Below are 25,465 nucleotides of genomic sequence, written 5' to 3' on the forward strand. Positions count from 1 at the left end.
TAAAAATATGACTACTTACATTTATTCAAAGTGGAAAAATAACCCTATTGAAATGCCTGTTGAGTTCTATAGTGAACTTGATATGTCAAGATATGAGGTTCGTAAGGTAGAGATTTTTAAAAATGGAAAGCTTACTTATGCCTCTAAAACAAAGTCAACTGGTGAAACTCGCTTAGGTATTACGCCTGTACCATCAATAGCAGAGATAAAAACTCAAGCTGAGTTTGAGATCAAAGAGATAAGCAAACAGGACTTTGAAAATATTTGGCAGAAAGCGACTAGCTAGTGGCTATTCAATACTTAAAAGGTGATGCGACAAATCCGCAAGGCCAAGGCCAACGGATTATTACCCATGTTTGCAATGATATTGGTCAATGGGGGAAAGGATTTGTTTTGGCAATAAGCAAGCGCTGGCCTGCTCCCGAAAGGGCTTACAAAAGTTTATTTCAATCAGATAACAAACCTTCTCTTGGCGACACTCAGTTTGTCCAAGTTGAGGATTTAATAACTGTTGCAAATATTATTGGCCAACATGGTGTACGTTCGCCAAGAAATAAAACCGCACCAGCACCTATTCGTTATGATGCTATTGAAAAAGGGCTTACTTTGGTTGCAAATCATGCAATCGAAAACAGCGCTAGTGTTCACATGCCGCGTATTGGTTGTGGTCTTGCAGGTGGAAGCTGGGAAAAGATAGAACCAATCATTGAGCGCACTTTAATAGATAAAAATATTAAAGTTTTTGTTTACAACTTTTAACTCTTTAATATATTTTTTAATTTGTTAGTTCGATTAGCTAAAGTTTAAAAATAAATATTTATAGCCTATCGAAAAACGTTGTCATTCCGATTTTAATTATAAATTTATCTATTAATAGTACTTTAAATTAAACCGTTTTTCACTGGTATTTACCAACACTGCCAGCTATGATTAACCATCTGCTCACAACTTGAGTTATGTCATGTTAATTGAATATCAACAACTCTCAACCGATGCTTTGTACGGGATTGCCAAACAATATGTCGAAGTTAATCTTTCCGATGTCGATACTGATATTCAACTTGAAGATTGGATTCAGCAAGTGATTAACTTGGTAAAAAAAGGCGAGTTGCTGATTGAATTTAGCCAGGCAAATGAATCCGTTTATTTAAAAAAGCCTGAAGAAATTTATGATGAATCAACGATTGAAAAAGACGAATAAAAAATTTATTCAATGAATGAGGATTAAAGCAATGCGATTTCACAGATTAATCAATTTGAGTAATCAGTCAACAAAGGAAATCTTAGGATTTACGCTGTTAATATTAATGTTTACCAGTATTAATTTTTCAGTTGCCGCACAGCAAGTTGATTTAGCTGGATTTAACCAGGTTAAAACGGCATCTGAAAAATTGATTACCGGTGGACAGCCCAGTAAAGAGGAATTAGTGCTGCTAGCGAATTCAGGTGTCAAAAATATTATCAATTTAAGAGGTGTAAATGAATTTGATGGTTTTGATGAGAAGCAGGCTGCAGAAGCGTTAGGGATTAAATATATTGTAATTCCTGTTAATGGTGCAAAAGGGGTAACTTTGGAAAATGCAGAAAAGTTAAATCAGGCACTTAGTGAAAATAATGGATTAACGATGGTTCATTGCGCAAGTGGTAATAGAGCGGGGGCACTTATCAGTATTCGTGAATTTATCAATAATAAACAAGACGCTGAAGCTGCGTTACAAACTGGTGAGCAGGCGGGGATGACAAGTTTAAAGCAAAAGGTGAGTGAGATTTTACAGTCTGTGGACAATAAATAATCAACTAATCAAAAGTGATGATATTTATACTCAAACCTGATTACTATTTAATGTGAATCAGGTTTCAAAGCATACTTGAATTGAATCTCGTTTTAAATTTAATTGATGTGTTTAAGGCAGAACAGATAATTGACTTAAAGTTAAAATTACATCAGGTTTGTCTTGTTCAAATTGCGCAATCTTAATTGGAAAATAGTTTAGTTCGGGACACAGCCAGATTGAAAAATTACTATCATCCCCACTGATCCGATCCATACGTATGGCTTCATAGGTTCCCATGGGCGTTTGCAAGCTCTCTTTGGCTGTCTTAGCATACTCATAAATTTTGCGCCGACCTTTATAGCTAATGAGGTATTTAAAAGTTGGTTGATGAGTTAATAAGTCTGCCCGCAATTGTAAAATATGAGACATTCGATCAAATAACTGGTCTTGTAGGGGCAATTCCCAGAATTGTTCTCCTTTCTTACCTGTTTCTATTTGTTTTTGCCAATCAAAATTTTGTTCAACCATGCGTGGGCTTTTAAAGCTAATTTTAGTAGACGTCAAAAAGTGAGTGGTTTGAAGCTGTTTATTCTTGATAATAAATGCTGAAGTTTCCTTACTTTTTAAACTGAGTAACCATTTTTTTAATTTGCTGGATATTTCAAGTTCCCATTGATTATTTTGGCGTTTTAATCGACGTGTCGCTTTACCTAACTTTTCTCCGTCAGAAGCGATTTCATAAACTGCATTATAAGGGTGAAGGAAAAACCAGGGGTTTTCTTTTAAGCGAGCATACATTCTATTTTGCTCACCTGGTGATATACTTTCTGCTGAATTTGATTCTAGAGATTGTGTGGTTGGTAGATTGCTTTGCAAAATTGGTAATCTTGCGTGAGCATGATTGCAGAATAAAAGTATTACGCAAAGCAGAGTAGTAAAAAAGATGATTGCGGGTTTAGATTGCATTAAAGGAACAGGATTATTTGAAATATGGTGTAGTCTATTATTGCGAATTTTCAAAGTCGTCAATAACAATAGGCTGTTCCAGTTTTTTACTTTCAAAATAGACTCCATTATCTTTCATTGTAATTTGCTCACCTAAAAACCAAGCCGCAACTTTAGGGTAGAGTTGATGTTCGAGTTGTTGAACCGCTTTTTGCAGCGACTCTGGTTCGCTAAATGTGGCTAATTTTAAGCGAGCTTGCGCTATAATCGGTCCACCATCAAGTTCTTCAGTAACAAAGTGTACACTACTACCATGATATTCATCCTGACTATCTAGCGCTCGTTGATGGGTATGTAATCCAGGATATTTAGGCAACAATGAAGGATGAATGTTCAATAATCTTCCATGAAAAATGTTAACAAATGTAGGTGAGAGAATCCGCATAAATCCTGCCAGTACCACCAGGCGAGGTTGATATTGCTCAATAGTTTGTGCTAATTGCTTATCGAATGCTTCGCGAGTTTCAAATGCACCATGTTCGATGACATGGGTTGGGATTTGATTTTGTGTCGCTCGTTGCAGGCCATAGGCATCAGCTTTATTGCTGATGACTGCGGCGATTGATGCATCTAACTGCTGGTTTTTTATACTGTCAATAAAAGACTGAAGGTTAGAACCACTACCCGAAATCAAAATAACAATATTTTTATTCATTAATGAACCTGGCTTATCAAGACCGAAACGATAAAACTTTGTGGGGTTATGTTGTTCGCGATTTAAACAAAGCTGACTTGTTGCTTATCGCTGGCGTCAGTAATCTCGCCTAAATGCCAAGCATTTTCACCAAAAGAATTGAGCAGATTGATAGCTGATTCTAATTCTTCTTTAGCGACAACGAGAACCATTCCCACACCACAGTTAAATGTACGATACATTTCCTGTTGTTCAATATTGCCATTTTGTTGCAACCACTTAAAGATTTGAGGTATTTGCCAACTGTCTTGTTTTATTTGAGCGCAGGCATTTTCAGGAATCACTCGAGGAATATTCTCGAGTAAACCGCCTCCAGTAATATGTGATAACGCTTTAATGTTAATTTGTCGATTTAGTTGAAGAATTGATTTCACATAAATGCGGGTTGGTTCTAGTAATGTCGCTGCTAAAGTTGACTCTCCAAATGGCTGGTTTAAATCGGCTTTGGCAACTTCAATAATTTTTCGAATCAGTGAATATCCATTAGAGTGTGGTCCGCTTGAAGCCAAGCCAATTAACTGATCGCCTTTGGTCACTTGAGTGCCATCAATGACTTTAGATTTTTCTACAATACCTACACAAAATCCTGCTAAATCATAATCGCTGCCTTCGTACATGCCGGGCATTTCTGCTGTTTCTCCCCCAATTAATGAGCAATTTGCTTGTAAACAGCCTTCACCAATACCTTTTACAACTTCAGCAGCAGTATCTACCTCAAGTTTACCTGTGGCATAATAATCTAGAAAGAACAGGGGTTCTGCGCCTTGAACGATTAAGTCATTGACACACATGGCAACTAAATCAATTCCAACTTTGTCATGAATTCCAGCATCGATCGCCAGTCGCAATTTTGTGCCAACACCGTCTGTACCTGAAACTAAAACTGGCTCTTGATATCCTTTGGGTAATTCAAACATTGCGCCAAATCCACCTAAATTAGATACCACTTCTGGGCGTTTAGTTGCTTTGGCGACGCTTTTGATTTTTTCAACCAGTTGATTTCCCGCTTCAATGTCGACACCGGCATCTTTATAGCTGAGATTTTTTGATTGATTTTCTGACATTTGGATAATCCCGTTAATTCAACGACCTGAAATTGCGCGCTATTCTACCAGTATTATTGCGGGATTTCTCTATTTGTTAATATTTTATCAATACAGAATATGCTGCTTTGGTGATAAAAGTTTGTGGTAAAAAGGAAAAGATTAACCTTTAACTTGCTTTCCGCTTTTTACTGCTAGCGAGCGCTTCACTCAGTGCATATTCGATAAATGGTTGATCGTCTTCATTCAGGTCATAGGGACCTTTCCATTCATCTGGCGTGTTAACTTCAACGGGAGTAATTGTTTTCCAGCCACTAAAGTCCAGCTCCTCGATTTCGCCATCAAAATATTGGATTTCTATCAGTTGCTTATCATAATCTACAGCTACCACCTCAAATAGTTCTTCTCTATCACTAGGGTGATACCAATGGCCAATTTCGGCATAAATTTGTCCTGACATCATGATTTTTAATCCTCAAATTTTCGTGATCTTAAGTAAAAAGAAAGCTTTGTAATTAATGACTTATGTAATAATAATCGTAGATAAAATGAAAATAGAGAAGGAATAAATTATTCATAGCAGTAGTGTGGATAGACAATTTTTTTATTATTTGAATGCCTGGCTTGATTAAAATTGAACAAGTTGGGTATGCGCGAGGTAATTGTGATGTTTTTGGTTATAAAAAAGGTTAGTTTAAGGACTGGTTGGTGGATCTTGTTGAACGCCAATTGAATATTTGTCAAGTTGAGCGATAAAGTTGTCGGGTTGGTTGGTCAACTTAGCATAAATCAATTGGTATGCGAGTACATTTTTAACGTATTCACGAGTTTCTTTATAGGGAATTTGTTCTATCCATTCTAAGGGATCGTTGGTATTAATTTTTTGCAACCATTGCTGAACTCGGTGTTTACCGGCGTTATAAGCTGCTGTTGCTAATACTGGATTAGCAGAAAAATCATTATAAATATCACTTAAGTGAGCGGTACCGAGTTTTATATTAGTATGTGCACTCAATAATTGAGAGGTTTGGCTGGCTTTTTGGCCTGTCTTTTTAGCGATATGACTAGCGGTTGAAGGTTTTAACTGCATTAAACCACGAGCGCCAGCGCTAGAAATTGCATCGGCTTTAAAAGCACTCTCTTGGCGAGTGATTGCAAATGCCCAGCTGAGTGGAATTTGATTATGCTCAGTCTGAGCTTTAAATACATTGAGGTATTTAAGTGGAAAGCGTTTTTCAACATCGTTAATCTGTTTGCTGCGGGCAAACGCTAAGATTGCTTGATGCTGCCAACCCCATTGATGAGCAATTAAGGCAAGTTTGGTTTGATCGCCTAACGCGGTTGATCTTACCAGCATATTCCATTCTTGTCTGGCCTCGCTTAAACGATTTAACTGATAAAACTCTTTTGCTCTTATGGCGGCAGGATGATTGGTAAAATGTTCAAGTTCATTTGTATTGAAATCAATCGCTTGGTGACTTAATTCTGGTGGAATGTTGAGTTGTCGTGCTGCCAAAAAGCCATAGTAGTGGCGTTGTTTTGCTAATTCAGCGAACAGTTGGCGGGCTTTTTCCAAGTTGCCTAGCTGGGTTTCTGCAACAGCTTGCCAGTACTGCCACTTTTCAGCATCTTGTTGAGTATGTGAAAATTCGTTTGCCAGGGTGGCGATTTTATCCCAATCTTTGTCAAATAAAGCCGTTGATAAAAGCCATTGATTGACTGAACTATCATTTTTATCGGTCAGAGATGAAAGCCAATTGCTAGCTTTGGGGTCCTGATCGAGAGCCAAGCTTAAGCTAATAGCTCGCTTTAGGGAACTAAATTCTTGTTTTAACTGATATTTTTTGCCTAACTGTTGCCAAACTTGAATCGTTAAATTAGCATCTTGCCAAGCAGATTTGAGCAGTCCGGCTTCAATAATATCAATCGCACGCGAAGTGAGAGGATGTTTGAAATTAATCTGCGTTAGCTTCTTGGGATTTTTAATGACTTCACCAAGCAATTCACCGGCATTTTTTACCGACGCTGGCGACTGATTTAATAGATATTGTGTTAAACGCTTATTTTTGTGTTTACTGGCTAATAGTATCCGCTGCCATAAATCTGTTTCTTTGAAACGTCCCGATTTTTTCCATTGGGCAATCAATTTATCGCAAGTTTTGGGCAATAACTTGGGGGTTAACCAGATTTTCTTGACTTGCGCATAGATGTCATCTTCGTTCTCTGAGGTCTTTAAGCGAAACTCAAGTTGCTTGCAGGTTAGCTGAGTGCTGCCAAAATCACGGTAGTAGCGTAAAAATAAAGAGGAGTGGTTTTGCTTGGCTAACCACTGTAGCCATTTATAGCGTAATTTGCGGGCAACGGGTTCGTCACTGTGCGCATCTAAAAAGTCTTCTATTTGCTGGCGATGGGAAAGACTAATGTTAGCCAGCAACTGATCTCTTTTTAAATAGCTATAGAGTGGATGTTGGCTAATCGATTTCTCTAAGGCATTGAATTTATTCCAGTTCTTGCTTTTGATAGCCTGTTCCGCATCAATAAATATTTGTTGTTGTGGAGTTAGTTTGTCTGGAATTGCAGCATTTGGATATGAAAATATAAGGAATAAGCAATTAACAATTAGTGCAGGCATCAGCAGTGAACGCTTGATAAAGCTTTTCAGTTGAGATTCTAATCTATTTGCTGACACAAAAATTATCCTGCTCCTGAATGATTAACGACTCTATTTTATATCGTTTACAATAACTATATATCGTTTAAAACAATAATAAGTTTAGTAATTCCTGACTATTTTTATTCTTGTTAAATCGTCTAACGAAAGATTTTTATCACCTAAATATTGAAATCACATGCTCGTTACTGATTGTAAAATGATTTTAACAATGAATTAAGTATATATGAAAGTATAATTTTTAACAGATTTATTAAATTGATACAAAAATGAGACAAGATTTTTAGCTTGGCTATTCATGTTAGAGAAACAATATTGCCACTATTAAGAGATAATATTCTTTATTACAGATGTTGACGATAGGCGCTTCAAAGGAAGACTGACAGTATTAAATGAAGGGGAAAAAATACTGTCAGTCTTGGTGGGTGAAGTTTTACGATTAGTATTGTGCAACTTCAGTATTCAATTCTGAGGAATGTGATTGAATAAAATTAATGCTCACTTTGCGCGCTAATGCATAGTTATCATTATTTGTTGTCGGCGTACCGTAATCTATTTCGCCATGTGCAGCCGAAACTAGTTGATCTTGGTTGACACCAAAGCTTTGTAAGGCTTGTTTGACCGCATCCACTCGATGTTGTGAGAGTTTTAAATTATCGGCTTTTGAGCCACGAGGATCGGCATAGCCGTCAAGTTGAACAGTCAGTTGAGGGTTTTCGATTAAAATAGAGGCTAATTGCGCGATATTTTTATGATCCAAATCGGATAATTCGGCAGAGTTGGTGGTAAACATCAAGTTTAGTGTTAAGCCCTCTGGTAAAGTGACTTGTTCTGCCTCAGCTAATAACGCCATTTCACTATTTAAGCTGCTGACCTGTTGCTTTAGTGCTTGTTCTCGCTGATTGCTTTGTGCCAGTTGATTAGTGATTTCATCGACTTGATTTGCTTTTTCTACTTGTTCTCCAACTAGTAAGCCAGTTACTCCTCCAATAATAAACCCTACGGGTCCACCTATGGCTGCGCCAGCGATTGCACCCGATGCAAATCCTATATTTTCTTCTTTACTGGATGCTGCATTGGCAGAAAAGCTGTGAAAAACACTGGTGATTACTAATGTTGAAATAATTGTCATTTTTTTCATGGTTAATTCCTCATATTGTTATTTGTTAAACGTTGTTAGTTAACTAATTAATCACTTGGTTAATTGATAAAGCCGCGAGTTATGTAATTAAAGCTTGCTTGTTAATTGAGTGAAATTTGCACTCAACTGTTAAAACTTGTTCGCTCTTCAATCCCCTTGAACATTTCTATGGGATTGAGACATAATAAAAAATCAATAAAGTACCATCCCTGGTTATGTTTAATCTCCTATGTTGCTCGAATAACGCGCTTTTAAAGTTATACCTTTCCTTTATTAGTTAGTACATTTCCATTTTTGTCATCTGTTGACTGTTGAGGCATAGACTTAAATTAATGCGGCTTCCTTTATTGAAAATTTACTTATGTCCTTGCCGCTTATTTGTCCTGCTGTGCATCTCCTTTGCATGGTGTTATTAAACACCAATAATTCGGCGTAACTATTGGTCGAATGGGTAAAGGCTGCGGCCAAATATGGCAAAAAGATGGCATTTGAATTTGTTGGCTTATTTATTGGAAAATTTGCGGTAGTATTAGTATTAATAATGTTTAAATGATTTAAGGGAAAAATATGGGTAAGCGAATTGCACTGGTAGAAGATGAAAAGGCAATCAGAGAAAACTATTCTGCTTCGTTGCGCAAACAAGGATATGATGTGTTTTGTTATGCAACCAAGCAGGAAGCCTTAAAAGCTTTTGAAACCCGATTACCGGACTTAGCCATTTTAGATATTGGTTTAGGTGATGAGCCGGAAGGTGGATTTGAAATATGTCGATATTTAAGAGCGCAATCTGAAACCTTACCGATTATTTTTCTCACGGCTTTAGATAGTGAGTTTGATACTATTTCGGGATTACGGCTTGGCGCAGATGACTATTTGACTAAAGATATCAGTCTGGCACAGGTACTGGTAAGAATTTCAACCTTATTTCGCCGTGTGAATGCATTGTCATCAGGTAGTGGTCAACCAGAAGATATAATTGAAATAGGAGCATTACAATTAGATGCCAATCGACTTATTGCCATGTGGAATAACCAACCCTTAGATATTACTTTGACAGAGTTTTGGATATTACACGCAATGGCGAAAAGGCCTGGCCATGTTAAAAGTCGAGAACAATTAATGGAAGCTGCTAAAGCTGTTGTTGATGATAGTACGGTGACTTCTCATATTAAACGGCTGCGTAAAAAGTTTATAGTTATCGACTCGTCATTTGATTGTATTGAAACGGTTTACGGGATGGGCTATCGTTGGAAAGCTTAATAGCAACCGTATCTAGACAAATTTAAAATGAGTAACAGTTAGGATGTCTGATCAATAATGCAACTCCACCCTGAGATGTGGCCGCTGAAGTCAAAATTTGTTGCAATTCTTTTACTGGCTTTATTTATTCCAGTGTCTACGGTCGTATTGCTCAAAGAGATCGAAAAGGCGCTGGTTGATAACTTAAAGAAAAACTTGCTGTTATCAACGCAGTTTTACAGCTTACAGCTTGCCAATAATAGTGAGTGGTTTTATCAAAGCCGTTTGCCTAAATCAAGCGACTCTGTGGCTGAGGAGTTGTTTGTTTTTCCTTTGCAGCAGCAAATCATTATTGATGGTTTTTTTGCTGATGAATGGCAATTTGTTGAAAAATTTCGGCAGCACTATTTCCCGTTGCCTGCATCTAGCTCAATGAACTCATCTGGGAATACGACAAAAGCCAAGCATGATAATCAAATGAGTGTTTTATTGGGTGATTATGAAGAAAGTCTGTATGTTTCTATTCAAGTGTTAGATAAAAATGTAGTTTATCCAGAACTTAATCAACAGACTCGATCAGACCAACTGGTGGTTAGTTTTATTGATCAAAATGAGCAACGCTATAATTACTATATCTTGCCGAAAGCACCTGGAAAAATTCCTGTCTATCAATATTCCTCGCAACAATTGCGAATTGACTGGCGATTTACTGCTTATTGGGTAGAAACTGCCGATGGCTTTAATGTTGAAATTAAGTTTCCTGCGGGTATTAAACCAGTCCAGTTGGGCGTTAAATATTATGATATCGATAAACTCAACGATCAGTTATCCCAACAGGTTATTGCCACTAGTCCTATTGAATTAAATCCAATTGTTTGGCCATCAAAATCGTTAAGCGAATTTGTACAACATATTGAAACTATCCCAGGGCAGCGAATTTGGGTCTTGGATGTTGAAGGTCGTGTGCTCGCTAGAAGAGGTAATCTGGATTCTATTTTATCTGGTCAGACAAATTCGTTTACTGCTTGGTTATTGCATTACCTCGCCGATGAGGTAATTGATACTCGGGCGAATCAAGTTCGATTAAATTCGCTCGCAATATTTCGTGCTTTACAAGGTGTTGCCTACAGTTACATTGAGACTAAACCAAATAATGATTTTTCGGTTGCTCTGGCAGCCAGTCCGATTAAAGTCAACGGTGAAATTTTAGGTGTTGTTTTATTAGAAGAAAATATTGCCAGAGTACAATTACTCCAGCAACAAACGCTTACGCGAATTATTAATGCCATGCTAATTATCATTGTCTTAATTATGGGAATTATTGGCTGGTATGTTACTCGTCTGGTAAGACGAATTACTCGGTTGAAAAACACAATGAACTCGGTGGTTGATGAACATGGACGGTTGTCTAATTCTACTCCGTTAGAACTAAAGCAGGGGGATGAGATTGATGAATTGAACAATGCTTTTGTACATATGAATAATAAAATTTTTGATTACAATGCCTATCTGGAAAAGCTCGCCTCTCGGCTGTCGCATGAGTTACGCACACCCATTGCGATTGTACGTTCATCTCTTGATAATTTAATGCTGACCGAACAGTCTGATGAAAATCTATTAACCATTCAACGTGCATTAAATGGTATACAGCGATTGGCGGATATCATTAGTCGTATGCGACAGGCTAGTAGTGTTAAGTCGGCAATGCAAAGTGCTGAATTTGAAAAAATTGAATTGAATGATTATTTACAACAGATTGTTAGCGGCTTTCAAGCAACTTTTCAACACCAGCAATTTCAGTTTAAGTCTAATATTAGTCAACATGTATGGCAATTATCACCAGATTTGTTTGCTGAATTAATGGATAAACTGCTATCAAATGCAATGGACTTTGCTCACAAAAATACACCAATAACTGTATCTTTGTCAGAGTCTGATAAGCAGGTTGAAGTTGCGGTTACAAATTTGGGACCTATTGTTGAAAAGAAAAATAGAAATCGAATATTTCAGTCATTGGTCTCTATTCGTGAAACTTCTGCGACTAATCAATTTAACCTGGGGTTAGGATTATATGTTGTTAAACTAATTGCTGAATTTCATCAGGCAAAAGTTGTTGTTGAAAATTTACCAGATAAGTCGGGTGTAATATTTAAAGTTATCTGGCAAAAGTTTTGATTAATTCAAAAGTTGACTAAGAAAAGGTTTTAGATCGATGCTTTCCTGCAAATAGTAATCTGCTTGCCAATCGACAGAGTCTTTATTGGCCTGATATCCCCAATTTGCACAAACCGATTGCATATTGGCTGCCTTAGCTGCGATGATGTCCCGTTCATCATCACCAACATAAATGGACTCTTCAACTGCAACATTACAAATTTTACAAGCTTGTATCAGCGGGTAGGGATCGGGTTTTTTTAGTGGGTAGGTATCGCCTGAAATAATGACCTGAGCTTGGTTAATCAGATTAAAGTGCGCGACAATCGGTTGAGTCAAGTAGTCGGGTTTATTTGTGATAATTCCCCAAACCACTTGCTTTTGATTCAAGAAATTCAAGCTTTCACGAATACCAGCAAATAGCTTGGATTTTGCTAACATTGCTTTTTCATAGCTCTGTAAAAATTCTTGCTTTAGCTGAGCAAATGAAGGGTGATCAGCATCGATATTAAAACCTAACTTGATTAATGCTGGGGAGCCTCCAGAAACGTGCGGTCGAATAGTTTCATAAGGTAGGGTAGGGTGTTTGTGGTTTTGTAAAACCTGATTAATGGCAAAGCCCAAGTCGGGCGCTGTATCGGCGAGTGTGCCATCGAAGTCAAAAAAAACTGCTTTAATCATTATTTCAATGCTCGAGTGTTAATCGCTAAAACATTTTAACTGGTTAATCAATGCTGCATGACTAATCATTATTCATTCAAAATTATGGTTGATAATGCGCAATGTAATTGACATCAACGCCTGGAGCTAATTTATAAACTCGAGTTATCGGATTGTAATGCATACCAATGAGTTCCTTGGCCTGCAAGGCCACATTGCGGGACCAACTATCCAGTTCTGAAGGCTTGACAAATTTTTCAAATTGATGTGTGCCTTTGGGCAACATTTTTAATATATATTCCGCTCCAACAATTGCAAAAGCAAAAGCTTTGGCTGTACGATTAATTGTTGAGAAAAAAACATGGCCATCAGGTTTGACTAATTTAGCACAAGCTGCAACGACTGATGCTGGATCAGGTACGTGCTCGATCATTTCCATACAAGTCACTACATCAAATTCACCTGCAAATTGCTCGGCCATTTGTTCTGCGGTCGATTGTTGGTAATCGACATTTTGTCCTGATTCGAGCTGATGTAATTTGGCAACTGATAAGGGTGCCTCACCCATATCTATACCTACAACTTGGGCGCCATTAGCTGCCATTGAGTCAGATAATATACCTCCACCGCAGCCTATATCGATAATTTTTTTACCACGTAAGCCTCCACACTGTTGTGCGATATAACCCAGACGTAGTGGGTTAATATCGTGTAATGGTTTAAATTCACTTTCTTTATCCCACCAGCGAGATGCTAAATCAGAAAATTTTTTAATTTCGGCATTATCAACATTAAGTTGCATGGTTTTTGTTTTCCTCAATTGTATTCTGTTTGTATTTGCAAGATCGTTTTGAGCTACTAACCATTATTTTGCATACTTTGCGCAATTTGTTTTTGCCAGAACTTACTGTTATTTAATATTAAAGACTCATTTAAACTTAGCAGTTGTCGATCTTTGAGCAAGTGTTTTCCATTGACCCAAACATTGGTAACCTGATTTCTTGACGCAGCATAGACGATTTGTGAAATGGGATTATAAACAGGTTGGGTTTCAATTTGATTGAGATCAATAGCAATGATATCTGCTGCTTTGCCTATTTCGAGTGAGCCTGTTATATCAGACAAACCAAGAGCTTTTGCGCCTCCCATTGTGGCAGCATAAAGTGCTTGGTAGGCAGTCATTGCGGTTGGATTCAGATAATCCAGTTTTGCCAGCAAGGCGGCTGACTTGAGTTCGTCAAGCATGTCCAGATCATTATTACTTGCAGCACCATCGGTTCCAATTGCCAGATTGACGCCTGCATCTAATAGTTGTTGCGTAGGACAAACTCCACTGGCTAATTTCATGTTGGATTGTGGGCAGTGCACAATATGACAACCATTTTCAGCTAACCATTGAATTTCGCCCTCATTGAGTTGGGTCATATGAACGGCATTTAATAGTGGCGAGAGTAAACCAATTTCCTTTAGTCTCGCTAAAGGTCTGATATTATTTTCTTTAATAAAGCTTTCAACTTCAAAAGCCGTTTCATGCAAATGAATTTGTAGTGGCATATTCAGTTCGTTTGACAAAACAGCTAATTTTTCCAGCGAGTTCTTAGATACAGTGTAAGGCGCATGAGGGGCTAGATTAAAGGTGACCGTGTTACTGTGTTTAAATTGATCGAAAACATCAAGGCCTTTATCAATACATTCTTGAGCGCTTTTTGCCCATGAAGTTTCGAAATCTACAACAATTAAGCCAACACTACTGCGAATACCTGATTCATGTGCGGCTTTTGCTGCTTGGTCGGGCATAAAGTACATGTCCTGAAAACAGGTTGTGCCTCCACGTAGCATTTCGGCAATGGCATGTTGCGTACCTTGATACACAAAACTGTCATCGACAAATTTTGCTTCAACGGGCCAGATTGCTTTTTCCAGCCAATCCTTGAGTGGTAAATCATCTGACAAGCCGCGTAATAAATTCATTGCTGCATGACAATGCGCATTAATAAAGCCAGGCATTAACACTTGGCCCGATAAGTCAGTTATGTCATGTTGTGGATATTTTTCACTGAGTTGATTAATCGGTAATATATCAATAATTTGCTGATCTAGAATAATGACCGCATGATTTTCTAGCCAATGATCGGTTGCCGTCATTGGAATTACCCAGTCCGCTGCTAAAATTAGCGGTATATTCGCTTTTGAGTTACTTTGCTGCATAAGCTCGCCGTATAATTTTCGTTGCACAAAAGTAAAGTGACTGCTATTTTACCTGCTTTTCGAGATGCTAAAAAGAAAATATAACGCTCGTTTATTGAACAAAATCAAATAATAACGATAATAAATACGATATTTAAAGATAAGAGATCAATATTTAGATGACGGATTCTAACAATCGTAAGACCTTGCGAATGCCAATTACTAATGTTTTTGCTCGCGGAGGATTTTCTGTAACGGTTAGTTTTGGAAGTGAATTTGATACTGCTGAATTGGTACTTGATACAGGTAGCAGCACACTTGTCGTTAAACAGTCCGCCTATGAGTCAATTAACGATAGAGAGTTGGTCGCGACGAGTTATGCCCAATGTGTGCGTTATGGTATGGGGGGATGGTATGGCCCGGTAGTAAAAACAGGGGTTGATATGATTACCCACGATGGAAAAATGCTACTTGATAATGCTCATGTCTCGATTGCAACAGAATGCATGGAAGGCTGTTTTGCTGAAGCTGACGGAATACTTGGGCTTGCATTTAAAGAATTGAATGATAGTCATTGTTTGAAGGAGTATTTAGCGGAAAAATCTGTCAATCCACGGTTAACTTACCCTTGGACAAATACTCAAATCGAGTCACAAACTATCAAATCATTTAAAAGTTTTCTTAAAAATAAACCCAAAGATGAATTGAAACCTTATTTTACCAACCTTGAAGAGCAAGGCATTTCAGCAAATAAATTTTCGTTTATTACTCGCCGTTCTAGTATCCACCATGCAAAGTCGGGGTTAACAAATCAAGAGTTAAAACAGGATCCGCTAAATCAGGGGCTATTTATCCTCGGTGGTGGAGAAGAAGATGTCGATCTATATGAAGGGGATTTTGTTCGTATTAAAGTGATCGATGATGTTTACTATAATGTCAGGTTGTTACAAGTCAAAGTCGGTGATTTTGCACCATTTGATGTGCCTGTACTGAAAGGTAAGGAATTACAAAAGTACCACTCTAACGCTTTTATTGATACCGGTGCATCTTTGATTGTGCTGGACAATGTTGTGTTCAATTATATTATAGAGTGCTTTGAAAAGATTAATCCCGAGTTTAAGACGATTCTTGAGCCATTTCTCTCATTTGAATATATTGAAGAAGGCATTGATATCAACAAAGTAAACTTAGCAGAATGGCCTGATATTGAGTTTATTTTTGAAGCCGCGGATTCTGCTGGTAGCTCTCACGTCAGTTTGTTTTGCCATGCTGATCAGTATTGGCAGGTAAATGCTCCGTCTCATGGACAAATATCGTTTAAAATAATATCCCAACTACCTGGATGGCCGGATCAATCAATTCTAGGACTACCCCTGTTAAGTGATTATTATGTGATATTTGCTCGATTTGAGAGCGAATTTGGTGATATTAAAGTGGCAAAGGCAAAGTGAGTCTCGTGTGATTGATGAACTTCAGACGAAACGGTTTATTTTACAACCACTGAAATCGACACATAAATTATTTTATTGCGAACTTTATCAAGATGAAAATTTAACTGAATTTATTGATGGTGTTCGCAGCAAACAAAAATTAGATAAAGCATTTCGAACAGCTTTAAGGTTTAATAAATATGTATTTTCTCATTATACTTGGGTTATTATTGATAGAATAACAACTGAACAAATTGGAATTTGTGGGTTAGTAGATAAAGCGAATGACAATGTTGATATCGGTACTGTGATTATACAGAAAATGCAAAATAAAAAGATTGCAAAGGAAGTTTTAGCTAGATTAATGGATTACGCTTACTTGAATTTAAATAAGCGAGTTATTACCGGATATTCATACTTAGAAAATATTAAGTCAAGTCGATTGATGCGCTCTCTAGGATTTGAATGTTGCCTTGATAGTAGAAAGGAAGTAAAGGTCAACTATTGGCAGCTATCTAAAGAACAATGGTTAATAAATAACGTTAGAGAGTAATAAAGTTGAGAAAAGTTGGCAGTGTAGTTTTTGTTGGTATTGGTATAACGCTTGGGGTACATTTAACCCAGCGCGCAAAAAATTATATTGAACAAGCTGATGTTGTTTTTGTCGCTGCGGCTGATGCGCTGGTCGAAAAATGGGTAGAAGGTATGAATACCGATGTGCGCAGCTTGCAGGTTTATTATCAAGAAGGTGTCTCGCGTAAGGTGACTTATGCCCAAATGCAACAGGCGATAATGGCAGAGGTCAAGTTGGGGAAAAATGTTTGTTGTGCGCTTTATGGACATCCTGGAGTTTTTGCCTTGGTTTCACATAAAACCATACACCAAGCTTTAATTGAAGGTTATCATGCTTCTATGGAGCCAGGTATTTCAGCTGAAGATTGTTTATATGCCGATCTAGGCATCGATCCTGGCACTGTTGGGTGTGCGCATTTCGAGGCGAGCCAGTTTTTGTTTTATAAAAGAGTGATTGATCCAACCGCTTATTTAATTTTATGGCAAGTAGGTATCGTTGGTGATAAATCTTACAAAAAACTTAGCACTGGACATCAGCATCGAGAGTTATTAGTTAAGCTATTGAGTGAAACCTATCCATTATCACACACGTTAACTTTGTATGAAGCACCAACATTACCAGTAAATAAGTGCCGTATTGAAGAGGTTAGATTAGATGAACTGGCTAGCGCTATTTTGAATCCAGCAACGACAATTGCAATTCCACCTGCGCAAGCGTTTATTGAAAATAAAGAAATGACAAAACTCTTATCGAATTTATGTTAGAAACTCTTTTAAGTGATGGATAGCTTAAGTTAGAGAATAATTTAGTAACCAGAAATTATTGGAGATAACAATGAAAAAACTAATAGATTTAATAGAGAATTTAGGGGAACAAGCCAATTTTAGTGCCTACTCGGAAACAGAAATTGCAGAATTACTTAAAGCTGAAGATGTTAGCGAACAACTAATTGAAGCTTTACTCAACGCTGATCAGCGTGTACTGGCAGAAATGTTAGATGCACGTCCTAAAATTGTAGCATTTTTGGCCCCCGCGGAAGATGACGATGCTGATGAAAATGAGGAACAAGATGAACAGGATGAAAGTGAGAAAGAAAATACACAAAAATCTAATCAGCAAGCTCGTATTGTTGCCTAATAATAGATAGGGTTAATTGTAAATTGACTTTTCGGATTTTAATTTTGACAATTATGTTTTTATCCTGCGGTGCAATTACTGCGGGAGAGGGACTAACCGATTATTCTGCTCTTTTAAAAAATGCAGAATCCGTTAAATCGTCAGATAGAAAGTTATTTTCTGAACTATTGTTAGAGGTAAAGCCTCATTTTGAAGCACTTACCATAGAAGAGAAATATCACTTTATATATTTAACTGGCTATGAGCACGCTTATCAAGGACGACTAGAAAGCGCAATTAAATCTTATAAACATGTGTTTGATAGTGCGACAAATGAATTATTGAAGTTTCGCGGTGCATTTTCATTGGTTAATATTTATCTATTTAATAGAGAATGGTCTAAAGCATTTGAGTATGTTCAATATATTCAGCACGTTAATGAAAAAATTATGGATATGAATATTAGGCACTTGGGGTTGGTTACCGTTGGTTATTTTTATGTAGAACTAAGTCAATTTGATTATGCATTAAATATAGCGAAACAGCTTATTGCTGAAGAGGTTCAAGGAAGAAATAAATGTTTGATTTTGGGGATTAAACTTAGAGCACTCCTCAATTTTACACCAGAAAAGCTTGAAGAGTCTCAATTTAATACCGCAATCAACTTTTGCAGAGACATCAGTGAAAATGTCATTGCTAATGTAATTCGAACACATTATTCGGTATTTTTATACTTAAACAAAAACTACGATAAAGCAATTAGTGTAATAACTGAAAACATACAGCAAATTGAGGAATCAAATTATCGTATGTTAATTATCGAAGCTTATAGTGTTTTATCCAAGGCGTACTATGTGGTTAATCAATTGGATATTGCTAAATCGTTTGCAGAAAAAGTTGTACTGGACGGTCCACAAATTAATTATATCAATCCCATCGTTGATAGCTATTGGACGCTTTATCAAATTGAAGAGTCGAGAAATAACTATAGCTTGGCTATCGAATACTTGAAGAAGTTTTCTGAAGTTAAAACTATTGAGTATGAAGATACTAAAGCTAAACAGTTAGCAATGGAACTGGCTAAATATGAAACTAAAGATAAGGATAATCAAATCACCTTGTTAAACAAAGAAAATCAGATTTTACATCTGGAGCGAGAATTTTCTCAAGAAACCGCCACTTATAATCGCTGGATTATTATCTTGCTGGCTGCAATCGTAACCTTGATGACCGGTTGGGTTTTCTATGTTAAACGGGCACAAAATAAGCTTAAGTATTTGGCACAGTATGATAGTTTAACCAGTATTTTTAATCGCAGCTATTTTACGCAAAATGCTGAATCTATGTTGGATTATTATGCGAAATCTTCCAGAGTCGCCAGTTTAATTATATTTGACTTGGATTACTTTAAAAAGATTAACGATACATATGGGCATATTGCTGGTGATGAGGTTTTGTCGAGAGTCGCCAAAGTTTGTAAGGAGAATATCCGTAAAGTTGATATCTTTGGTCGCATTGGTGGCGAAGAATTTGCTATTTTATTACCCGGTTGTGAACAATCTCAAGCTAAACAAATTGCAGAAGAATGTCGGATAAAAATTAGCCAGCTGGATTCATTTGATACAAATCAAGATATCTCTGTAACGGCCAGTTTCGGGGTAACTGATACCGCCGATAGTGATTATGAATTGAAGAAACTTATTGCAAATGCCGATGAAGCACTATACCTCTCGAAGAGGCGAGGACGCAATCAAGTTGCTGTGTACATAAACGCTTAATCTACGATTTAAAAGTTGCTAAAACGCGTAAAAAGTTAAATAAGGATTAGGTAAATCTAAAAGGATTAGTGATGCAAATGAATTGTATTTGTCGTTCAGGACATATCGGATAGGGTATTTAAATGAAAGGAAGATTTTTAATACTCATATTTCTTTTAGGCTTGGTAGAGATAACTGCTTTAGCTCAAGTTAAAACTTCCAATTTTTTATTGCTTCAACAAGCGGATAATCTTAGAACATCTGACTTTGAGCGTTTTTCAGATTTGATGTCCACATTAGATAAAAAGAATAAAGAGCTGACAGTTGAAGAAAAATTTTACTTTCAATATTTAAGCGGTTACAAAAATGCGTTAGATGGCAATCAGCTTAATGCAGAAAGGCAATATTTGATTGTTTTTAAAAACTCACAGACGCTTACTCTTCGTTATCGTGCTGCTTTCTCATTGGTTAATCTTTATGTTTTTATGCAAAATTGGACTCAAGGGATTCATTATGTTCAATTTATTGAAAATAATAGTGAATATATCTTGAATGCTGAAATTCGCCATATAGGGCTTATTGCTGCGGGGCTATTTTATAATAAAGTAGAATACTATGAAGCCGTCGAAAAGCTCATGTCGACAGTATTAATTGAAGATGCCAGCGGTCGAAATATGTGTATGGCCAAAGGCATTTTATTAAAAGCTCAATTATCATTAAAGAAACGGTTTGACTTGAATAATGTTTTAGCTGATGCGATTAGTGTTTGTAAACAGCAGCAGGAAAATACTATTGTTAGTATGATTCGAACTTATATTGGAAATTACTATCTGGAAATGGGGAAATTGACAGATGCTTTAAATGCTGTTAATCCTTATTTAAAAGATATCGAAAGTAGTCAATATAGTTTAATAATTGTTGACGCTTATGCATTGCTGGCCCGGATATATTGGAGTTTAAACCATCATGTGATGGCCAAGAGATTTGCTGAGAAAACTTTAAGCTTTAAGGAAAAAAAGAGTGATGTTAGGTCTTCGATGCATGCCTACGATATATTGTCGAAGGTATATATGGTAAATAATATTTCTTCGGAAACGAACACTCCATCTAACTTGATTAAAGTAATCGAATATCTAAAAAAATATAATTATTTTAAGCATCAATTGTTTATCGAAATTAATGCTAAACAACTAGCTATGGAGCTGGCACATCGAAACGTAAGTGTTCGAGATGAAAAAATTGTATTGTTGAAGCAGCAAAACTCAAGTTTGCGTTCTGAGCTGACTAATGAAAATAGGCAGATAAAGGTAAGTCAATGGTTAACAAATTTATTATTGACGGTTTTAATTCTATTATTAATGTTGGGTGCTTATTTCCAATATTCTCAAAGAAAGTTAAAATCTTTATTGAGGTATGATGGATTGACCGGCTTATTCAGTCGATACTTTTTTGATCAAGAGCTTGAGCTAATATTAAGACAATTTTCCAAAATACCTTCATCTGCTTGCTTACTTTTAGTTAAGGTGAACTTAATAAATAGTGCTGAAAGAACTTATGATTTAATGACTAAGCACGAATTATTGATTGAAATAGCTAAACTACTCGAATCAGAATTTCCAGAAAACAGCATGATTGCTAGAGTGAGTGATTGTAAGTTTGTGGTGTTTCTACCAAATTATAATATCGATATGGTTATACCATTTGCGAATAATATTTGTTCAAAAGTTAATTTGATTTTGCTGCAAAAGTTTAAGCATCAGACCGAAACTCAAGTTAATTCAAATATGATACATTATGGTGTGACGAGCACCGATCGAAGTGGTTTTAATTTGAAGTGTCTTTATAAGGATGCTGGTGAAACCTTGAATATTTTGCCTGTGCCTGGGTGAGTGAAGATCGCTTAAGTGGGCTTGGATATCCGCAACATATGAGCAAACATCAGGGACCTAAATTTTAGAAAATTACTCGTTTTGTCTAATAATTGTTCAGATGTTAGTCTTTGAATTTTTCTATCTGTAAACTTCGAGAAAGCCAATAATATAGCAAATAATCCCATCAACTTTCATCTGGTTATGGTATAATATACCGCTTTATAGCGTTAATTTACAGTTGTTAAATCAAGTGTGTTTTAACTGTTACCCAGTTGAAGTAACTAGGCTAATAAAGACTCTTAAATCAATAATATAAGGAACCTTGGTCGTTTATGGGTGAGTTTGCAAAAGAAGTCCTTCCAATAAATATTGAAGATGAATTAAAAGTCTCATATCTAGACTATGCAATGAGCGTCATTGTAGGTCGAGCTTTACCTGATGTGCGTGATGGTTTAAAGCCTGTGCACCGGCGTGTTTTGTACGCCATGAATGAATTGGGTAATGATTACAATAAACCCTACAAAAAATCTGCTCGTGTAGTCGGGGATGTTATCGGTAAATATCATCCACATGGTGATACTGCTGTTTATGACACTATCGTACGCATGGCGCAGCCATTTTCATTAAGATACATGTTAGTTGATGGTCAAGGTAACTTTGGCTCAGTAGATGGTGACTCACCTGCCGCAATGCGATATACCGAAGTTCGAATGGACAAGTTGGCGCACCAGCTGCTGTCTGATCTTGATAAGGAAACCGTTGATTGGGCAGAAAACTATGATGGTTCGGAATCTGAGCCAACTGTTTTACCTACTCGAGTTCCTAATTTATTAATTAATGGTGCTGCCGGTATAGCTGTGGGAATGGCGACCAATATTCCTCCACACAATCTTAATGAAGTTATTAATGCATGCTTTGCTGTAATGGATAATGCAGATATCGATGTTGCTGAATTGATGGAGTTAATGCCTGGACCGGATTTTCCAACTCAAGGAATTATAAATGGTCGAGCAGGCATTATCCAAGCCTATACCACTGGTCGCGGACGAATATATATCAGAGCTCGCCATCATATTGAAACTGATGATAAAAATGGCAAAGAAAGTATTGTTGTCACCGAATTACCTTATCAGGTAAACAAGGCTCGCTTAATCGAAAAAATTGCAGAGCTTGTTAAAGAGAAAAAGGTGGAAGGTATAACCGGGTTAAGGGATGAGTCGGATAAAGATGGGATGCGTATGGTAATTGAGCTGCGCCGTGGTGAAAATGCTGAAGTATTGATGAATAATCTGTACTCGCAATCGCAGATGCAAACAGTTTTTGGAATTAATATGGTGGCCTTAGAAAATGGCCAGCCAAAACTGTTTACATTAAAGGAGATGTTGGAAGCGTTCATCCGCCATCGCCGTGAAGTCGTGACTCGTCGAACTGTTTATGATTTACGCAAAGCACGCGAAAAAGCGCATGTTTTAGAGGGATTAGCGCTCGCGTTAGCCAATATTGATGAGATCATAGAGCTTATTAAGAAAGCACCAACGCCGGCCGAGGCTAAAGAGCAATTAATGGCAAGAGGTTGGGAGGCTACCTCGGTAGTAGCGATGCTTGATCGTGCGGGATCTGACGCATGTCGTCCAGAAGATCTCGAGCCACAGTATGGTTTAGTTGATAACTTGTATCATCTCTCTGCGGCACAGGCTCAAGCAATTTTAGACTTGAGATTACATAAGTTGACTGGGCTGGAACACGACAAAATTATTAGCGATTACAAAGATTTAATCATAATAATTGCAGAATTGCTGGAAATATTAGCCAGTACTGAAAAATTAATGGAAGTGATAAGGGTAGAATTACAAGAGATTCAAGACTCATTTGGCGATGAGCGAAGAACGGAAATTACCAATAGTTCAGCCGACTTATTAGTCGAAGACTTAATTCCAGAAGAAGAAGTTGTAGTAACACTTTCACATGAAGGATATGTTAAGTATCAGCCGCTTTCTATATATGAGTCTCAACGCCGGGGTGGAAAGGGTAAGTCGGCGACTAAAGTTAAAGACGAAGACTTTATAACGAAACTGCTTGTTGTTTCAACTCATGCCACTATTTTATGTTTCTCAAGTGTTGGTAAAGTATACTGGCTACGAACTTTCGAGTTGCCATTGGCTAGTCGTGGCTCTCGGGGTAAACCTATTGTTAATATTCTTCCATTGGCTGATGATGAGCGTATTACCAGTATTCTTGAAGTCAAAGAGTTTGCCGAAGACCGTTTTGTCTTTATGGCGACTGCGAATGGAACAGTTAAGAAAACTTCATTAGAACAATTCTCACGTCCAAGATCCAGCGGAATTATCGCGCTTAAATTAGATGAAGGTGACGAACTTATTGGTACTGTCGTTACTGATGGTAATGATCATCTGATGCTATTTAGTGATGTGGGTAAGGTTATCCGGTTCCACGAAGAAAACGTGCGCGAAATGGGACGAACTGCTCGTGGTGTAAGAGGAATAAAAATTAATGAAGATCAACGGGTAATCGCGTTAGTTAGAGCTGATGAAAATAGTCAGATTTTAACGGTAACCGAAAATGGTTACGGTAAACGAACTTGTATGTCTGAGCATCCTTTACGTGGTCGAGGAGGGCAAGGCGTTATTTCTATCACTCTAAGCGAACGTAATGGTAAAGCGATCAGTGCCGTGAGAGTAAAAGACGGTGATGAAATTATGTTAATCAGTAATGGTGGGACACTGGTTAGAACGCGAGTTGATGAAATTCGTGTCATGGGCCGCAATACGCAAGGTGTTCGATTAATTCGCTTACAAGAAGACGAGACTTTGGTCGGGCTAGAGCGAATCGATGAGCTGGATAAAACCCCCGAAGAATTAATGGCTGAAGGGGAGAGCGTAGCGCAAAACACCGACGAAGTAGTAAGTCTTGATATTGATACTTTAGAAGAGAACTTGTCTCCTGATGCTGATTCAAATGCGCTGAATGATGTAAAACGTGAACAAAATGGTGATGCGAAAAATGAATAATCATAGCGTATTTAACTTTTGTGCAGGACCAGCCGCATTACCTAAACCGGTGATGCAACAAGCGCAAGCGGAATTCCTCGATTGGCGTGGTCTTGGTGTTTCTGTGATGGAAGTTAGTCACCGATCATCTGAATATCAAGAACTGGCAAATAAAGCCGAATCAGATTTTCGCGAACTACTCAAAATCAGTGATGACTATGCGGTGCTCTTTATGCATGGCGGTGCAACGCATCAATTTTCAAATTTGCCGATGTGTTTATTATCAGATGGCCAAGAAGCTGAATATATTGTTAATGGTGTCTGGTCATCAAAAGCAGCAGTTGAAGCTACTCGGTATGGACAGGTAAATCGAATAGATGCACTGTTTAAGCAAGGCTCGTCATTTTCGCTAATCGATTCGAGTGATTGGCAACGAAGTCAGTCGCCGATTTATACACATTATACTCAAAATGAAACAATTGAGGGCTTACGCTTTCCACAAGCAGTAAAGTCTAACGGTGCGGTTGTCGCAGATATGTCATCAAGTATTTTATCTGAAGTACTCAATATTGATGATTACGATTTTATATATGCTGGTGCACAAAAAAATGTTGGTCCCGCTGGGATGACAATCGTCATAGTCAAGCGCCAACTTGTTGAGCAAATGGATTTTACACGAATTCCCAGAGTTTTTAATTATCAACTACAAATTGAGCAAGGCTCAATGCTGAATACACCACCAACCTATACATGGTATTTAGCTGCTTTAGTCTTTGAGTGGGTTATTGCTAATGGAGGAGTAGAGGCGATGGAACATAGCGCGATTGAAAAATCTCAATTGCTATATGAATGCATTGATATGGATGACTTCTATACCAACCCCGTTGAAATTCAGTATCGCTCTCGTATGAACATTCCTTTTATTTTAGCTGACTCAAAATTAAACGAAACTTTTTTGAGTAAAGCTAAAAAAGCTGGGTTGATTGGATTAAAAGGTCATCGAAGTGTCGGTGGTATGCGCGCTAGCCTATACAACTCAATGCCCGTTGATGGTGTTAAGGCACTAGTTGATTTTATGCTTCATTTTAAACAACAAAATGGATAATAGTATTTATTGGCTTGTCAGTCGAAAAACTTCAA

Annotated in this window: 23 protein-coding genes; 14 read left to right on the forward strand and 9 right to left on the reverse strand. The window is 37.4% G+C overall.

What is annotated here, in order from left to right; translation table 11 throughout:
• The first annotated feature begins 7 nt into the window (after nucleotides 1-7).
• The 4 genes from ABVT42_RS00890 (at nucleotide 8) to ABVT42_RS00905 (ending at nucleotide 1,793) form a co-directional block, all read left to right on the forward strand.
• Complete coding sequence (locus ABVT42_RS00890; protein WP_353873208.1) at nucleotides 8-286, forward strand: DUF6881 domain-containing protein; 279 nt, start codon at nucleotides 8-10, stop codon at nucleotides 284-286.
• Nucleotides 286-759 carry a macro domain-containing protein gene (locus tag ABVT42_RS00895; protein WP_353873209.1) on the forward strand — a complete coding sequence of 158 codons (474 nt, stop codon included), beginning with the start codon at nucleotides 286-288 and terminating at the stop codon, nucleotides 757-759. Before ABVT42_RS00890 ends, ABVT42_RS00895 begins: the two co-directional genes overlap by 1 nt.
• 202 nt (nucleotides 760-961) lie before the next feature.
• Entirely contained in the window at nucleotides 962-1,201 is a 240-nt protein-coding gene (locus ABVT42_RS00900; protein WP_353873210.1) for a YheU family protein, read from the forward strand.
• Between the two features lie 31 nt (nucleotides 1,202-1,232).
• On the forward strand, nucleotides 1,233-1,793 hold the full coding sequence (locus tag ABVT42_RS00905; RefSeq protein ID WP_353873211.1) for a protein tyrosine phosphatase family protein: 561 nt from the start codon (nucleotides 1,233-1,235) through the stop codon (nucleotides 1,791-1,793).
• Nucleotides 1,794-1,904: 111 nt separating this feature from the next.
• On the opposite strand, the gene ABVT42_RS00910 is transcribed toward ABVT42_RS00905, so the two are convergent.
• The 6 genes from ABVT42_RS00910 to ABVT42_RS00935 form a co-directional block, all read right to left on the reverse strand.
• Nucleotides 1,905-2,651: a DUF3108 domain-containing protein gene (locus ABVT42_RS00910; RefSeq protein WP_353873212.1), complete on the reverse strand. Its 747-nt coding sequence runs from the start codon at nucleotides 2,649-2,651 to the stop codon at nucleotides 1,905-1,907.
• Between the two features lie 127 nt (nucleotides 2,652-2,778).
• Entirely contained in the window at nucleotides 2,779-3,435 is a 657-nt protein-coding gene (gene purN / locus ABVT42_RS00915) for a phosphoribosylglycinamide formyltransferase (protein WP_353873213.1), read from the reverse strand.
• 62 nt (nucleotides 3,436-3,497) lie between these two features.
• Complete coding sequence (gene purM, locus ABVT42_RS00920; protein ID WP_353873214.1) at nucleotides 3,498-4,538, reverse strand: phosphoribosylformylglycinamidine cyclo-ligase; 1,041 nt, start codon at nucleotides 4,536-4,538, stop codon at nucleotides 3,498-3,500.
• A gap of 148 nt (nucleotides 4,539-4,686) precedes the next feature.
• Nucleotides 4,687-4,980: a DUF6763 family protein gene (locus ABVT42_RS00925; protein ID WP_353873215.1), complete on the reverse strand. Its 294-nt coding sequence runs from the start codon at nucleotides 4,978-4,980 to the stop codon at nucleotides 4,687-4,689.
• Nucleotides 4,981-5,211: 231 nt separating this feature from the next.
• Nucleotides 5,212-7,206 (reverse strand): transglycosylase SLT domain-containing protein, encoded by a 1,995-nt coding sequence (locus tag ABVT42_RS00930; protein ID WP_353873216.1) that lies wholly within the window; start codon nucleotides 7,204-7,206, stop codon nucleotides 5,212-5,214.
• A gap of 421 nt (nucleotides 7,207-7,627) precedes the next feature.
• Nucleotides 7,628-8,329 (reverse strand): OmpA family protein, encoded by a 702-nt coding sequence (locus ABVT42_RS00935; protein ID WP_353873218.1) that lies wholly within the window; start codon nucleotides 8,327-8,329, stop codon nucleotides 7,628-7,630.
• A 567-nt stretch (nucleotides 8,330-8,896) separates the two neighbouring features.
• Here ABVT42_RS00935 and pdsR point away from each other — a divergent pair.
• Nucleotides 8,897-9,589 (forward strand): proteobacterial dedicated sortase system response regulator, encoded by a 693-nt coding sequence (gene pdsR, locus ABVT42_RS00940; RefSeq protein ID WP_353873219.1) that lies wholly within the window; start codon nucleotides 8,897-8,899, stop codon nucleotides 9,587-9,589.
• Nucleotides 9,590-9,646: 57 nt separating this feature from the next.
• On the forward strand, nucleotides 9,647-11,743 hold the full coding sequence (locus ABVT42_RS00945) for an ATP-binding protein (protein WP_353873220.1): 2,097 nt from the start codon (nucleotides 9,647-9,649) through the stop codon (nucleotides 11,741-11,743).
• Here ABVT42_RS00945 and ABVT42_RS00950 read toward each other — a convergent pair whose 3' ends face one another.
• The 3 genes from ABVT42_RS00950 to ABVT42_RS00960 all read right to left on the reverse strand — a co-directional run bounded on the left by ABVT42_RS00950 (nucleotide 11,744) and on the right by ABVT42_RS00960 (nucleotide 14,590).
• Entirely contained in the window at nucleotides 11,744-12,403 is a 660-nt protein-coding gene (locus ABVT42_RS00950) for an HAD family hydrolase (protein WP_353873221.1), read from the reverse strand.
• Between the two features lie 82 nt (nucleotides 12,404-12,485).
• A complete protein-coding gene (gene ubiG, locus ABVT42_RS00955) occupies nucleotides 12,486-13,184 on the reverse strand; it encodes a bifunctional 2-polyprenyl-6-hydroxyphenol methylase/3-demethylubiquinol 3-O-methyltransferase UbiG (protein ID WP_353873223.1) in 699 nt (232 codons plus the stop codon).
• 56 nt (nucleotides 13,185-13,240) lie between these two features.
• Entirely contained in the window at nucleotides 13,241-14,590 is a 1,350-nt protein-coding gene (locus ABVT42_RS00960) for a TRZ/ATZ family hydrolase (RefSeq protein WP_353873225.1), read from the reverse strand.
• Between the two features lie 158 nt (nucleotides 14,591-14,748).
• On the opposite strand from ABVT42_RS00960, the gene ABVT42_RS00965 reads away from it, so the two are divergent.
• From ABVT42_RS00965 to serC, 8 genes are all read left to right on the forward strand, one after another.
• The gene (locus ABVT42_RS00965; RefSeq protein ID WP_353873226.1) at nucleotides 14,749-16,020 is read left to right on the forward strand and encodes a pepsin-like aspartic protease; all 1,272 of its coding nucleotides are present in this window, start codon (nucleotides 14,749-14,751) and stop codon (nucleotides 16,018-16,020) included.
• 7 nt (nucleotides 16,021-16,027) lie between these two features.
• Nucleotides 16,028-16,552, forward strand: a complete 525-nt coding sequence (locus ABVT42_RS00970; RefSeq protein ID WP_353873227.1) for a GNAT family N-acetyltransferase — start codon at nucleotides 16,028-16,030, stop codon at nucleotides 16,550-16,552.
• A gap of 5 nt (nucleotides 16,553-16,557) precedes the next feature.
• Nucleotides 16,558-17,337, forward strand: a complete 780-nt coding sequence (locus ABVT42_RS00975) for an SAM-dependent methyltransferase (protein WP_353873228.1) — start codon at nucleotides 16,558-16,560, stop codon at nucleotides 17,335-17,337.
• A gap of 70 nt (nucleotides 17,338-17,407) precedes the next feature.
• Entirely contained in the window at nucleotides 17,408-17,710 is a 303-nt protein-coding gene (locus tag ABVT42_RS00980) for a hypothetical protein (protein WP_353873229.1), read from the forward strand.
• A 53-nt stretch (nucleotides 17,711-17,763) separates the two neighbouring features.
• Nucleotides 17,764-19,467: a diguanylate cyclase gene (locus ABVT42_RS00985; protein WP_353873455.1), complete on the forward strand. Its 1,704-nt coding sequence runs from the start codon at nucleotides 17,764-17,766 to the stop codon at nucleotides 19,465-19,467.
• A gap of 122 nt (nucleotides 19,468-19,589) precedes the next feature.
• Nucleotides 19,590-21,335: a GGDEF domain-containing protein gene (locus ABVT42_RS00990; protein WP_353873230.1), complete on the forward strand. Its 1,746-nt coding sequence runs from the start codon at nucleotides 19,590-19,592 to the stop codon at nucleotides 21,333-21,335.
• A gap of 314 nt (nucleotides 21,336-21,649) precedes the next feature.
• Nucleotides 21,650-24,346, forward strand: coding sequence for a DNA gyrase subunit A (gene gyrA, locus ABVT42_RS00995; protein ID WP_353873231.1), 2,697 nt, complete (start codon nucleotides 21,650-21,652; stop codon nucleotides 24,344-24,346).
• Nucleotides 24,339-25,430 carry a 3-phosphoserine/phosphohydroxythreonine transaminase gene (gene serC, locus ABVT42_RS01000; protein ID WP_353873232.1) on the forward strand — a complete coding sequence of 364 codons (1,092 nt, stop codon included), beginning with the start codon at nucleotides 24,339-24,341 and terminating at the stop codon, nucleotides 25,428-25,430. The genes gyrA and serC overlap by 8 nt, the downstream gene beginning before the upstream one ends.
• Nucleotides 25,431-25,465 lie beyond the last annotated feature (35 nt).

Origin of the sequence: Aliikangiella maris (assembly GCF_040719265.1) — a bacterium.
GTDB classification, from domain to species: Bacteria; Pseudomonadota; Gammaproteobacteria; order Enterobacterales; family Kangiellaceae; genus Aliikangiella; species Aliikangiella maris.

Excerpts from the sequence above, each read along its gene's own strand:
- ABVT42_RS00950 (WP_353873221.1), bottom strand. The coding sequence starts at position 12,403 with ATGATTAAAGCAGTTTTTTTTGACTTCGATGGCACACTCGCCGATACA.
- ABVT42_RS00965 (WP_353873226.1), top strand. The coding sequence starts at position 14,749 with ATGACGGATTCTAACAATCGTAAGACCTTGCGAATGCCAATTACTAAT.
- pdsR (WP_353873219.1), top strand. The coding sequence starts at position 8,897 with ATGGGTAAGCGAATTGCACTGGTAGAAGATGAAAAGGCAATCAGAGAA.
- ubiG (WP_353873223.1), bottom strand. The coding sequence starts at position 13,184 with ATGCAACTTAATGTTGATAATGCCGAAATTAAAAAATTTTCTGATTTA.
- ABVT42_RS00900 (WP_353873210.1), top strand. The coding sequence starts at position 962 with ATGTTAATTGAATATCAACAACTCTCAACCGATGCTTTGTACGGGATT.
- ABVT42_RS00980 (WP_353873229.1), top strand. The coding sequence starts at position 17,408 with ATGAAAAAACTAATAGATTTAATAGAGAATTTAGGGGAACAAGCCAAT.
- gyrA (WP_353873231.1), top strand. The coding sequence starts at position 21,650 with ATGGGTGAGTTTGCAAAAGAAGTCCTTCCAATAAATATTGAAGATGAA.
- ABVT42_RS00945 (WP_353873220.1), top strand. The coding sequence starts at position 9,647 with ATGCAACTCCACCCTGAGATGTGGCCGCTGAAGTCAAAATTTGTTGCA.
- purM (WP_353873214.1), bottom strand. The coding sequence starts at position 4,538 with ATGTCAGAAAATCAATCAAAAAATCTCAGCTATAAAGATGCCGGTGTC.
- ABVT42_RS00985 (WP_353873455.1), top strand. The coding sequence starts at position 17,764 with ATGTTTTTATCCTGCGGTGCAATTACTGCGGGAGAGGGACTAACCGAT.
- ABVT42_RS00960 (WP_353873225.1), bottom strand. The coding sequence starts at position 14,590 with ATGCAGCAAAGTAACTCAAAAGCGAATATACCGCTAATTTTAGCAGCG.
- ABVT42_RS00925 (WP_353873215.1), bottom strand. The coding sequence starts at position 4,980 with ATGATGTCAGGACAAATTTATGCCGAAATTGGCCATTGGTATCACCCT.
- serC (WP_353873232.1), top strand. The coding sequence starts at position 24,339 with ATGAATAATCATAGCGTATTTAACTTTTGTGCAGGACCAGCCGCATTA.
- ABVT42_RS00905 (WP_353873211.1), top strand. The coding sequence starts at position 1,233 with ATGCGATTTCACAGATTAATCAATTTGAGTAATCAGTCAACAAAGGAA.
- purN (WP_353873213.1), bottom strand. The coding sequence starts at position 3,435 with ATGAATAAAAATATTGTTATTTTGATTTCGGGTAGTGGTTCTAACCTT.
- ABVT42_RS00935 (WP_353873218.1), bottom strand. The coding sequence starts at position 8,329 with ATGAAAAAAATGACAATTATTTCAACATTAGTAATCACCAGTGTTTTT.
- ABVT42_RS00990 (WP_353873230.1), top strand. The coding sequence starts at position 19,590 with ATGAAAGGAAGATTTTTAATACTCATATTTCTTTTAGGCTTGGTAGAG.
- ABVT42_RS00890 (WP_353873208.1), top strand. The coding sequence starts at position 8 with ATGACTACTTACATTTATTCAAAGTGGAAAAATAACCCTATTGAAATG.